This window comes from Paenibacillus turpanensis (genome assembly GCF_011421635.1).
Taxonomy (GTDB): Bacteria; Bacillota; Bacilli; order Paenibacillales; family YIM-B00363; genus Paenibacillus_AK; species Paenibacillus_AK turpanensis.
In genome coordinates this window covers 116536-129854 of record NZ_WTLI01000017.1, presented here as the reverse complement: position 1 = coordinate 129854, position 13319 = coordinate 116536, and the positions used below count along the sequence as shown (strand labels likewise).

Genomic DNA, 13319 nt, shown 5'->3' with positions numbered 1-13319 from the left:
CCCTCTTTAAGCAGCTTTAATGCAAGATCATATTCACGCTGTCCAGCCTTAATATCTCCGCTCTGCTCATACTGCTTGATCTTCTCTGCAGCATCCAGCACCTGCTGATTCTTCTCATCAATAACCCAGCTGTCCGCTACCTTGACCTCCTCATCCAGCCGGTCAAGTACATTGGACAGCTGCTTGCGGATTTCGATTCCCTTTTGTACGATTTCTTGCTTGTGTTTGATCGCCTCCGCTTGTACGCTGCTCGGTACAGAAGGATTTCTTGAAGTTTCTTCATTATTCCACTTATCCTTCTTCAACTCATACAGTTCGCTTAACAACCGGTCAAGCTGTGACGTTCCGGACTTGGTACTCGAACCCGGCGCACCATTGACTGGAAGCATATAGGTGTTATTCGCCTTATTGTCATTGGCGAGAACATAGGGCAGGGCACCGGCGGCCTCTGCTTCCGCCCGAATACCTTCGGCCTTGGAGCTTGTGCCTGAACCGATGTTTTCATAATACGTAATCTTCTCCTTAAGCAGCTCCAGATTCTTCTCATCCAGCTTGGTCGTGCCGCTCGGAATGGAAGCCCCATCCCTCTCGGCCTGCCGCATCGCCTGCTTCGCCGCTTCCATATGCTGCGTATCCATATGCAGGACTGCGACCCAATAATCCCGTTTCGCCGCCAGCATCAGCTTATTGGCTTGTACCAGCCTCTCCGATTCCGGCGTATACACGGCACCGAACCGCTCACGCAGCAACGCTCCCAGCTCTGCCGCCTTCTCCTGTTCCTCGACGCTTAGCTCAGCCTTGCCTTTCCACCACTGCTTCGATGCCTCCAGCAACAGCTCGCTGCTCTCCTTCGGCGTCAAGTTCATCTCTTCTAGCGCAGCTACCGCCTTCTCCTTATCCAGCTCATAGAGCTCCTTTAGGCTTTCATATGCCTTTGCTGCGCTGCCTTTGCGAAGCTGGTTTCTCAGCTCCCCTAAGCTTCTAAGGTAACGGTCCAGCGCACTTTCTTCCGCGCTGATAAGCGCCCCTTCAAGCCACGGACTCCCTTCCCCCTTCTTGCGGGCGGCAATCGAACGGTTTACCGCCTCCTGTGCCGCTTGGCTGTCCCCCCGCTCAAGCGCCGCCCACTTGTCCTTCTTCGCTTGGATGATCGCTAAATTCGCCCGGTCCAGCTCAGTAAGCTCATCCGTAATCGTTCCGCCCGTCAGCTGCGCCTCCCGGATTCGTTCCAGCGCGTCGCGCTGCCCCTTCTCATCCATGTTCACAATCGCCTGATAATAATCGAGCTTCGCCTTGTAGATCTCCGCATTCTTTGCATCGATCAGCTTGCTGGTTGCTGACGCGGGTGCATTCGGCATATTCGTTACGTTCTTATGCGCCTCTTCCATTCCTGCTGGGTCTAGAGCAAATCGCGAGTCCCACCACTTTAGCTTCTCCTGCAGTACCGGATCGTTCTGCGCAAGCTCCCGCGGATCTTGAAGATTGCCGTATTCCGGGTCGTAGATGCTGATGCCCGCTGCCTGCCGTACCTGATTCGCCCACTTGGCTATAACCGCCAGCTCCTCGGATGTCGCCCCGCGAGCCAGCTCATCGGCGTATTTCTGCTTTGCCCGCATGATCTCCCGCTGCGCCGCAGCCAGATCAGTTCGAAAGATCTCCAGCCTTACCGTCCAATGATAACTCAGGCTGTCCACCATTAAGGAGGAGGTTAAACTCGTACCGAACCGCACATCATCCTCCGCGATCCCGGCCGCCTCACGTACCTGGTTCATCCAGCGCAAAATTGCTTCCAGCCTCGTCATATCTTTGCCGGCCTTCAGCTCCTGCTCGAATACATCCCGGGCCCGCAGCAGCTCCGCTTTCGCCGCTTCGACATCTGTCCGGTACAGCTCTAGCCGCTGCTTCCAATCCATATTCGTGCCTGTACCGGATGAGCCAGTCCCCTCTCCCGTCGGCATCGCAATGGACGTTTGTAACCCTGCCACCTCTTGTTGGTGCTGTTCCTGCAGGCGTTCGACATTGTGTTTTATCGTTCCAATTCGGGTAATGAACCCTTCGGAGTCTGACGTCAGCTCCTGAATTAGCCGCTGCACCTCTTCGATCTGATCCCATACCGGCAGCTCTCGGCTCCATTCGCTAACCTGCGACTGGATATGAAGCCGCAGCAAATTGACATCGTCGCTTAGATCAACCAGCTTACGCTGTAGACGCTCAACCTGGTCCGACTTGAATATAACCTCTCCCCTAGCCATATGAGCAATCTCGCCCCTTCACAAAGAAACAGCTATGCCCTTCGCATAGCTGTTTCACCAAGAATGAATGGATATTTATGGTATATTATACTCTATTACACTTCTACGTCCCATTGCCGTTCGGTCTATTTTCCATAACTTGCACACGACTTTGGTCATAGATATAGGTAAGAAGTAGTTTTGCACGTCACAGGCCATCCCGTTTGGCTTTAAGTATTTTTACTACGTCGGCAGACATCGTTACTTCCCGTTCTCCCATCGAATAATTCGTAATTCGAATAGTTGCTGTACCCGAAGGTGGCGGTAGCTTCTGCTCTAATTCATCCGAATAATGTAATTGTATGGAATTCTCATTAAGAATGTGGTCCAAAACCGGCAATTGCTGCAACGACCTTTCTTCTAATTGAAAAATGATTTGATTCAACTCTAAATTCCACTGATAACTACCCGTTAAATCCACCTCTCCAGAGAAAGTTATATCCGTAACCGCTTCATCGCTTCTTTCAACCTTTTTAACTGTTAATCCATTAAACGTTTGACCTTCTTGGATTAGATGTTTATTCACACGATTCCCCTGATGATTCTCAACCTTTTCTAGTTCAAAAAAATTCTCATTGAAAAACAGAAACATCTTAGACTGAATAAAGTAAAATTCAGGTTCAGCTCCATATATTTCAACAAATCTTTTCAGCTCATCTTTATCTTTTGGAAGGATTAGAATCTGATTCACCAATGGTTTACCATCTACATTTAAATCAGCAGAAATTTGTTTAATTTCCTTGAATTTTTCAAGAGTTATAGATAAAAACTGATAATCCAAGGGCTTTATAACCAATCCTGCTAATTCGGAGTATTTCGTATAAAAAACAAACTGAGATTTGAGCCATTCGTCCGTTGTATCACTCCTACGTTCATTTCCGACGAATTCAATAAAACTTTTTATCTTCCAAACACCAAGGAAATCGTGGCTATGTCCTCCTGTAAATGCTCCAAGGTTTTCCTCCTTACTTTTCTCTAATTCAAAAAGAGCCCCAGCCAATGATAGATACATTTTCGAATGGGCATAATATAGTGAACCCCCAAACTCTAATATGTTCCATTCCCATTTCTCATTGTCCTGTCGTTTTATTGTGATCTCCATTACGGGATCATCTAACGCCATTCCTAAATCCCCGAGTATAATTCCCCCATCGATTAGTTCTTGAACTGTGGTCATCACGATCTGATAACGCGGTTTCTCTAGTCTTACCCCGTTTACCTCTGCATACTGAGTGTTAAAAACGAAAGGTGTATTATTAATTCGATCCACATCCTCCTGAGACAACGCTGTTACTTTTGCCTCTAACAACTGGGATATATTCCATTTCCCAAAAAATGGTTCCTGTTTAGTTTCCACCCTTTGATGTGCAACATCCGCCTGGTTAAGTGACACCTCATTTCTCCCCTTCGTTTGATCATTCGAATGATCAATTGAGCTACCCACCAATGATTCATTTTTATATTTAACAGGCTTAGCGTCAGTATCCTGATCCGATTTCAAATGACTGCAACCCACTACAAATAACAACAGGGCAACAATACATATTATATTTTTCATGGGAGCGCCCGGTCCGTCCTTCTTTCATAATCTCCATATAGAAAAAGCTCCGCCTCATCTATCCGTCTGTTATAAACCCCTCTAGACCGGACATACTCTTGCGTTTCGCGATCCCTGTATTTGCAGAACAAGCCGAATGCATCCTTTATCTCCTGTTCCGTATAATTTCCAGATAGAATTAGACTCTTAATCGTTGTATTTTCCTTCCAAATATTCTCACCTAAATTGTAGCTAAAACTGACCATTGCTTCGTATTGATTTTGCGTAAGTTTCACGTTGTACTCCTTCTCAAAATTATCAACCGCAGTTGTAAACTTCCCTACATCTTTATTGTAAAGCTCCAAGGCTTCTTCTTTTGATATAGGCTCATTAAATGTCTCTCCAGGCTTGATCAGGTGTCCGTACCCGATCGTATCCAACCCTGCGACGTCCTTATATACATACCCACTAAAACCTTCAGACCCATGAAGAAATTCAACAGCAGCTTCACTTAAGCCTTTCTGACGAGCGTTCGAATTAGATGGAGCTTGTTGTTCAGGTGCTGGTGCATCAAAAATCCAATATTGCTTCGCTTCAGACTCTATAACGGAGTCTACCGCTTTTACTATTCCGTCATCCTCCAGGCCTTGTTCTATTTCACTACTGTTTGAGCCGTAGCGGTTATTATCCATATTCGGATCATAAACGGTATACCAAGTCTGACCTTCTCGAGTCTCTGTGCCAGAAAGCACTACAAAATGACCCCCAGAAGTAAAACGCCCTGGTTTCATTGAAGCAATAACCATTTTACCGGATTCAAGTGCTTTCTTCGCGACTGTATATGATGCTGTTTGCTTGCAATTAATATCATATTTTTTTGCAACTGATGCAAAGAACGTCCACTTTGTTCCAGAATCATAAGTGAGATAACCATTTTCTGTGGAATATTCACATAACTCAACAGGGGTAACCTCATTTCCAGTTAGAGTCGATACAATCATCGCCATAGAAGTCGGACCACAGCCCTGTGAACCGATAGTTTGCTTCTTATCGTTGTGATCGGAATACATGATGTTTTTCCATTGGGGATCTTCTTGGTTGAAATAAACTACATCAGATAAGCCAGTGCCTTCATTTCTTGCTTGGGAGGTTTTAGGTCTCTCTGTGAGAACAGCAATGCTAATTGTTGCANATATTTATGGTATATTATACTCTATTACACTTCTGCGTCCCATTGCCGTTCGGTCTATTTTCCACCTCAATACACGACTTTTGTCTTAGTACTTCCCATTTAATCCGCCTATTGGTTAAAGAACATAACCTTATCACCCTTCAAAGTGACTTCAATGAAAGAACTTTTTTCATTAACAAAGGGCGGGAGATCCGCATAAAGCTTGTCAAAATCCGCCTTTACGGCAGCATCATCATCAAAGTCGATCGGCTCAGATAAATACATGTGCCACTCCTTACCCAGCCAATCCTGCCATTTCTCATAATAGGGGTCTTTATTAAAACTTAACCTCTTCTGTTCTTGCAGCATTGCCACTTCCTCTACCTCGCTGCAATTCGGGCAGTACAATAAGAGAGGAATTTGTATTTTACTGCTGTCCGCTTCGGGATAACGGTTAAATTCATGCAAGCCGTTTCCTACCCCTTCAACACCGGCAACAAAATCAATTTCTTTGGAAAACGGGTACACGGCATGGTTATAATCAAACCATGGATACTCTGTCGAAGCAGGCGGTAATTTCAGTACATCCTCACAAGCTTTCGACGAATCTCCAAACTCACTGATCCAACTTTCGCGGTTTAGCTCGACAAAACGATCAGGTGTTACCTGCACACCGGGCACTTGTTCTTTATAGTCATAGTCCTCTCCTAGCACCATTGGTTCATAAAAGCTGGTCACCGAATTCATTGGGAAACCGGCGGTACCATGCAAAATCCCCGTTCTAATCGTATGAATTGTAGAAAAAACGAGAGAATTGGAGTACTCCTCCTGTTTCGTTACAAATATCGGATTATCCAAGACAAAGTTATAATCTGCGGCTTCCTTTGCATCCACCGATTTTTTGGTGAGTATAAAATGCAGCAGCGGAAATATACGGCGGCCAGAGCGATAGTCCGCGTCTCCCTTTTCTGCAGTGTATTGACCCAGCCTTTCCAGCTCATTCGCACAGGCTATAAGCGAGTCCGATGTTTGCTCTCCCTTCTTCCCTTTCGCCTCATCTGTAGTGTTAACGGGGTTAGTGTAGGATTCCTTATTCCCAACCTCACTCTCTTGTTGGGGGGTTGATATAGGTGTGGTCTCTCCTGTCTGGCGAGGTTCGCCATTACAAGCTGAGAGTACTGCCAAGCACAAGCATAGTAATACGAATGCTACTCGCTTCATTTGTGATCCCCCTAGTCAGCTCTTGAATCAATTCCTATGAACATCGTACTTTCTTTTGACCCTATTCGAAAACCTCTATGATATAGAAACAGCTATGCATTAAGCACAGCTGTTTCTCTTCATTTATTGTCCGGACCCCTGTACATCATTTGTCGCCGAGTAGTCCACATCATAAAGAATAATATCCCCGAATGTCGTATATTCAACTCCAGCCGTGTCCTTTAGAGGTATGTATCCTTCGATTTCCCACATATTTCCCCTGTGGGTTCCGGCTGCTATTTCATCCGTCGTCCGCGCATCGTAAGCCAATATTTTCTTTTCCTCATTCATTTCACGAACGGTATACAGCTCAAAATTTACTATAATATAACCGTCCCGCAGAAATTCCGGCTCTTTACCAGTCAAATACCCACCGTGATTAATCGCAAGCTGGCCGATATCCGTGCCTTTAGGAAGAACATAGGGAGCGATAGGTACATGATACTCGCCATACCAGCGCTGAACACTTCGTCTGACAACGAGAGGGTCTACTGCGGTCGCCGCAGGTCCGATCGTTCGACCAATTAACGTACGGGTCTTGTAGCTTAAAATTTCCTCTCCGTATCCTCTCGCGATATTTATCGGACGAGTGCGGAACCATTCCATAAAATTCGGCTCTGTGAGGGTCGCTTGTTCTGGAATCTTAGGGACAATACTCTTATACTCGTACTCCCCGGCGCCTTTAAGCTCTTCCTCGGTTATTCCTCGAATCGGGTCAAACAGCTTATAAGTCCGTAAATATAGCAGCTTATCCTCTTCCGACCCAACCTTGACCATTTTATTAGCGTCGGTTGCATTGTAGTACAGGTCTACTTCCTGCGAGGCCCCGCCCTTTTTACTCACAAAACGGAAGGAAGGCTTAATCACGACACCTTCACCATGATTATAATAATTACCGATCGTCGTAACTTGGAAATCAAAGGAATAACCGGAATGGACAACCGTTCGTTTCTGAGTTGGATGGGAGCCTTGTCGTACCGGCAAAAACCAAATCGGTTTATCCTTATAACTTGTCTCCAACGCATTCTGATCTAGAGGGCCGGTTACATACCGATTTCCTGATAAAGCGCCTTCCGCCGTACGAAATACTTCCTTATATCTAGGGTCACCAATATCCGAAACTTGGAAGCCGTACATCCTACCCACGACTCCAACTTCAATATCATTAACGGCACAAGTGTTGGCTAATTCTAAATTTGCTTCCTTCTGACATGCCGTTTCCGGGGCATCCGGCGAGGTGGTCTTATCATTCAGCGCAAGCACCTTCGTCCTTACCGTATAATTGCCCTCATCAACCCATTCAGGCAGTCGATAGGTGACAGAGGTCTGGCCCTTCGGAAATTCAATCCACTTATTAGCGGGATAGTAGATTGATTGATCTTCATTCGTAACATCAAAAGGAAATAATACATATTTCCCTTTATCCCCAAGGTTTGGCCCACGATCCCGAATATAAGCTCCGTAATTGCGTGTATGATAGCCTAATATTTCCCGGTGCTTCCCCTCTTCTGGAATTTCAACGGAGAATGTACGGCTTAAGATAAGTGGGGGCCGTGATAGATCCGGCTCCTTCCGCTGGTCGAAGCGTCTGTTGTCGTGCGGAATCTTCATATAGTTCACGACAGGAGTATGTACAGTCACTGAATTGGGATGTATCGGAACCTCGACACTTGAACTCGGTGATCCCACACTAGAGACCATCGTGTATGATATACTTCCAGTGGATTCATAGGCATCTTTATTCGGAGTTATATCCGGAATTCTCAGATTCGTTTCATATAGCATATCCGCCCCCACTTTGGGGGCATCCGGGAATGGAGACGGGGTAGGTGCCTGTTCATCTCTATAGCCATCGTTCATGACAACCGTTGACGTCCCCAGATGATTTAAGATCAAACGATCGTTTCGCACCTGAACCTTCCCAACCTGTGCCTCAGCTGCCGAGGAAAATCCGGAATAAAAATTGGTACTTCCCCAGCTGTCTCTATGAACACTATCTCGGCCAAGATCAACCGAATAACTAGTAACCGGAGCCTCTTTATAATGATCATCTGGATCCGGACTGTGCCATACATCTGCTGATGGCGGTGAATATCCGTTTGGATCAAGACGTACGGTACCACCAGGCAGAGCGCCATTCTGTATGTCTGCATGATCAAGCTTATAAAGTCCGAAACGATTAATTTGATAGTATTTGTATGGACGCATCACTGGATAGGTTCGTGTAAATGTAGAGTAGCTGCCATATCTCGTTTCGGTATGCGATCCACACCTATACGTTTCACTATGGCTGCCCCCCTTCCCATCACTAACGGTCCGCGTACAATAGTCCGGTACCTGTACATACCAATAAGACCTATATTGCTTGCTTACCGTGATATAGTAAGTACGGTATCCACTCACCGATTGGTATCCAAATTCATGCATATACTGCTTCGCATTGGTCACATTCGCATAGAGCTCCTCACTCGATGGAATACCAAGCGACACATCGTACTTTTCCGCTCCCCTATCCATCGCCTTAAGAACTGCATCGCCTTCCGGCGTTGAAACGAAGGTTTCCGAGTCAGGGTTAAGAAGAACATCTGGAGCCAGCCCCACATCGATATACCATAGTTTAGAGTTTCGAATATGCCACATTCGGGCTACCCCCCATGTATGCTTCGTGGAAGGCACAACTATGTGGTAATAATTTTCCCAAGGCACATAGACGTCCTCTTTGAAATGAGCTCCATGTTCCCGCTTCATACCCTCGATAAAATTGGCACGAAAATGACTACGGTAATCATCAAATACGGTTTTTTTAACGTTCGGATACACTGATTTAACCGTTTCATTTTTCCATGGATCTGCAACCCAAGTATAATTGTTAAAAAAACTGCCTGGATTGGGAGCATCATCATAAGGATAATCATTATTCGGGTATTCTTCGCCCTTGTTTGTGTAACCAAGGTACCTATATTCATTTTGCTTGTACGTTCCATGGGGACTGCCGTACACTAATCTATTTTTCGTTTTCCAAACCTCTGCATTTACTTTTTCAATGTCGTAATAGTTCGAATAACCGTATTTTTCGAATATTTCCTTATTAGCCGCACCTACTGCCGTATCTCCAAAAACATTTGCGTTATTAGATAAGGTGACAGCTATTAATATAATAATAACCAGTGGAGTTAATCTCTTCACTTTTTTCACCAAGCCTGAATACTAGTTAAAGGATCATTACCTTGCGTAATAATTTGAATCTTTTTACTGTCCCAATCTATGTATTTTATTTCTTGCTTTTCATTACGCCAGTCCGAATTAGCCTTAACAAAATCCATGACTTCTTTCGTGATTTCCTCGCCAACTTTTTTATTTAAGAAAATTTCTACTTCCTTATATTGATTTTCTACAGGCTTTAAATAATTGATATGGATTGAGAATTCCACCATACCTTCTTGGCCTTCAAGGTCCTCTATGTCTGCATGCGCAATCGACTCATCAGTTGTGATATTCACTGTATAACTAGTCTCATCCCACTCGACCTTGGCTCCAAGCGCTTCCGACACAAAACGAAGCGGTACGAATGTCCGCGTCTCATGGAATATTGGCATTGTATCCATTTGATGCGCTTCCCCATTAATTGTAATCGTGGGATTATTCAGCGTCAGAAGAATGGTATCCAGACCGAGTCTGATTGTGGCAAGACCTTGTTCTCCGTCCCAGTCGACGATGGCTCCAAGCTTCTCCGAAACGAACCGAACCGGAATCATCGTACGTTCGTTTTCATCAAGAAACGGCTTGGCATCTGGAAAAATAACAGGGGAATCGTTAACCGTCACTTTTATTTCTTGTGCAGCTTGCGCAGGCACCGCAGTCCATATAAGCATTATTGCAGTTAACAGCATAAACCACTTTTTCATATCTCAAATTCTCCCCTCTACTCGTCACTAGCCTTGTTACTCGCATTCCTCAATAAAATATCCCTTCTTCACCGCTTCGATTGGATCGAACAAGACTTCGACTTTTGTAACTCCGGGAGGCACCGTACATCCTGTCGGGTACGCAGTTAATCTGCCATTGCTGTTATGCTCCGTGCCGACCATAGTTCTCCGCCCTGCCACGCCTCCCCCTCCGAATGCAATCGCCTCAAGCCGGTCGCCGCCCGGTAGAGGATAACCTTGAAGTAGGGAAATGATTCCGATTCCTCCTATGGACTGTTCCGCCATACTCTGATTCAGAGAGAATCGGACCGACAACCCCATGCGTTTGATCATCTCCATATGTCGATTGACCGCAGCAGCCATATCCTTTTCAATTGTCGCCGTGATTGCTTCCTGCTGGACTTCCCAGAAATTGGAATCGCTGATCGGATTAAGGCTTAATCCAGAAGCTGTTAGTTCTTTAAATCGGCCTTGATAAAAACGGTTTCCCGCCGGATCGTAGACCGTAATTTGATCATCCAATGTAAAATATATGATCTTTCCGCCTGGAGTTGTGTAGGAATAAGGACGGATCGGCCAGAAGATAGGCTTGAGCTCACGCGAACCGCTGGCTGATGCAGTATCCTCCAAGGTAACCAATATGTAGCCGTCGTATCGAATTAATACAGTAGCAGGCATATGCATCTTTAGATTTTGAATGGCGGCTGCATCATGACTAATCATAAATTGCGCAGCAATATTTCTGATTAATATTTCATACACTTCATTTCCGACAGCAAACTGCTTCTCTTTCCCGTAGCGAACGCCCCCTTTCACCTGCTGAGCCTCCAGCATCGCCAAATATGCGCCCGCATCGTCTACCGCGGTTTGAAAGCCCTCTTGATATTGATACGCAAGCTGCTCATTACGCTGCGCTCGACCTTGAAGCGTATCGTGTACAATGACGATCGGGAGCATGACAACGAGATAGATAAGAAGTACACTAAGGGGCTTCATTCCTAACCATCCCTCCGTACTGAAATACGATCGGCACGTGGCTGGTACGGAACAGGAAGGAACGGATACTTGATGCCAAGGTCGTACCCTTCGATTCAATCCGTGTTACGAAAAGATCCCCGACGTTCATCTTATATCGGCGGCTTGGGTGGTCGTCCCGGGCGCTTGAACCAGGAGGAAACAGCTTCTCGAGGATGTCCTTTGTAAAGTATCCTTGGTAATCAACGCTGAATGTGTTTTTGAATGTAGAGGGATCATTGGCATCGTCGTAGACGGGAATGAGCAGCTTCTTGCTGTGCTCGAAATTCGCCTGTAAAACAAGACCGCTGCTATCCAGCCCCTTCATTAATGTGGAATAATCGCGAACATCAATGTACCCCTTTGCCCTCACCCGGTCTACAAACTCGCGGGCCGCTGCTTGAGCCGTAAGTCTGGCTTGATCCTCCGTGCGCTCCGCTGTCCGCAAGGCGGGATATATAATCAAAGCAAAGATCAGGAGAACAATGGTTATCCACGCCTTAAACGTATCCACCATTGCAAACCCCTCCTAACATGTAAGCCGTAACATGGTCATGGCCGTTTAAGCTGTATCATGGTTATCGTGCCTTTGTCCCGGTAAACGGACATCTTATAGCTCTGCCCCGGAATAACGGATAGATCAATTTTGGATATTTCCGTGGCTCGTTCATTTGTTTTAAAAAAATCGACGTTAGATAAACCGGTTACCGCTTCGACGGTGATGTAGCCTGTACTCGTTTCAACTTGAAGCTTGAAATCGCCTGCCAACGCATAAGAGACAAGCGAGAGAGCCTGTTCCCCCGATATCAGGGATAGATCAGGCAGCCCTTCGTAACGCCAAGGCATCACCTTGTCCTCCTTTGGCTGAACCGTGGAGACCGGGGCCGACAGCTCATTGGATAAGAAGGAGAACCCCGAAACGGCAAACAGCATCCAAGCAAAAAGTGTCATTAAAAAACTACGCACCGAATCCATGGCCAAGCTCCAGTTCGTTATGTGATCGTGGGTAAAACAGGGCAGCCCTAGCGTACATCCGGACTGCCCCCAAATCATTGATTATTGCTGGGTAAAAACAATCAGCCGCGGGTCACCGTTCTGGTCGTAATAAATTTTAGAGGAGAATGTAGCACTTGGGCTCACATAAGATCCTGGCTTTGTAACATTTTGAAAATCGGACATAGTTTTACCTTGGGTGGTACATCCTGCAATTGCTGGATCAACTAAGTTACCACTTGTGGATTGAGGCGCATAGCAATTCTGTAAGTCCCCATTATTCACAACTAAATCAGCCGTATTGGTTTGGTTTAATGCTTTTACAGCCCCGGTTTGAATACGAACCGTAAACTGCTTACGCTCTCTGAATTTGTTAACCGCGTCCAACACATCCGTACCCGTTAATACAGCTGCATCGTACATCGCAACATCCGTTAAGTTTTTGGTCGTCGCGCTGATGCCCGTTTGAGCACGCTTGAAATACCCGCTTGACAGCATGTACACGCTCACCCCAGCCGCTACAATCAGCAGCGTGATTAAAATTCCAATAGCCCATTTTAAACCGGTTGATACGTTCTCCATCTTCCAATCTCCTCCTTATTCTACCTCTCCGATCAATTACTGCATGTCAAAGTAAATAGCCGTAACGCGCTTGTTCACATCCCGAACGATAGTCGATCTAAAGCTGGCCTGAGGCGGGACATAATAGGTACCGCCAAACTTGGTAATTTGCTCCTCCTTAACACTGCAGCTCATCGGACTACCGCTCACCAATTGACCTAAGCTAAAGCTAAATCGGGGACATGTATAACCACCTCCCTTTGGGGTCATCCCAAAGTCTGTATAAGTACCTGATTTGTACATGCGAATATATAAATAAAAGGCTTCCTGTGTGGCATACCTTCGATATGCGGTTACAACCTGCGCCCCGCTCACGATCTGATTATCGTAGGCAGAAAACTGCGCATCTGTAATCAGCTGGGCTTGCGCTGCTGCCTCTTTATTGGCAAGCGTCATAATCGGCTTGGTCTTGTTCCACAGCAGCAGCCCGGTGCTAATAACCAACATCGTCACCAGTACACCGATTGTCCAGTAAAGGAATTTCTCAATGTTGCCCATCCGACTGC

Annotated in this window: 11 protein-coding genes; all 11 read right to left on the bottom strand. The window is 46.0% G+C overall.

What is annotated here, in order from left to right:
* Positions 1-2252, bottom strand: a 2252-nt coding sequence (locus tag GQS10_RS16380) for a hypothetical protein (protein ID WP_166244107.1), incomplete at its 3' end; no start/stop codon positions are given.
* 187 nt (positions 2253-2439) lie between these two features.
* Positions 2440-3792 carry a hypothetical protein gene (locus tag GQS10_RS16375; protein WP_166244105.1) on the bottom strand — a complete coding sequence of 451 codons (1353 nt, stop codon included), beginning with the start codon at positions 3790-3792 and terminating at the stop codon, positions 2440-2442.
* Positions 3793-3845: 53 nt separating this feature from the next.
* A complete protein-coding gene (locus GQS10_RS23700; RefSeq protein ID WP_341805086.1) occupies positions 3846-5006 on the bottom strand; it encodes a glycoside hydrolase family protein in 1161 nt (386 codons plus the stop codon).
* Between the two features lie 122 nt (positions 5007-5128).
* Entirely contained in the window at positions 5129-6220 is a 1092-nt protein-coding gene (locus tag GQS10_RS16365) for a hypothetical protein (RefSeq protein ID WP_166244101.1), read from the bottom strand.
* A 123-nt stretch (positions 6221-6343) separates the two neighbouring features.
* Positions 6344-9445 (bottom strand): DUF5704 domain-containing protein, encoded by a 3102-nt coding sequence (locus tag GQS10_RS16360; protein WP_424991796.1) that lies wholly within the window; start codon positions 9443-9445, stop codon positions 6344-6346.
* Between the two features lie 5 nt (positions 9446-9450).
* Positions 9451-10164 carry a copper amine oxidase N-terminal domain-containing protein gene (locus tag GQS10_RS16355; RefSeq protein WP_166244097.1) on the bottom strand — a complete coding sequence of 238 codons (714 nt, stop codon included), beginning with the start codon at positions 10162-10164 and terminating at the stop codon, positions 9451-9453.
* Between the two features lie 36 nt (positions 10165-10200).
* Positions 10201-11181: a hypothetical protein gene (locus tag GQS10_RS16350; protein ID WP_166244095.1), complete on the bottom strand. Its 981-nt coding sequence runs from the start codon at positions 11179-11181 to the stop codon at positions 10201-10203.
* Complete coding sequence (locus tag GQS10_RS16345; RefSeq protein WP_166244093.1) at positions 11168-11716, bottom strand: hypothetical protein; 549 nt, start codon at positions 11714-11716, stop codon at positions 11168-11170. The genes GQS10_RS16350 and GQS10_RS16345 overlap by 14 nt, the downstream gene beginning before the upstream one ends.
* A 35-nt stretch (positions 11717-11751) precedes the next feature.
* Entirely contained in the window at positions 11752-12174 is a 423-nt protein-coding gene (locus GQS10_RS16340) for a hypothetical protein (RefSeq protein WP_166244091.1), read from the bottom strand.
* A gap of 81 nt (positions 12175-12255) precedes the next feature.
* Entirely contained in the window at positions 12256-12774 is a 519-nt protein-coding gene (locus tag GQS10_RS16335) for a hypothetical protein (RefSeq protein WP_166244089.1), read from the bottom strand.
* Positions 12775-12810: 36 nt separating this feature from the next.
* Positions 12811-13311: a hypothetical protein gene (locus GQS10_RS16330; RefSeq protein WP_166244088.1), complete on the bottom strand. Its 501-nt coding sequence runs from the start codon at positions 13309-13311 to the stop codon at positions 12811-12813.
* Between the last annotated feature and the right edge of the window lie 8 nt (positions 13312-13319).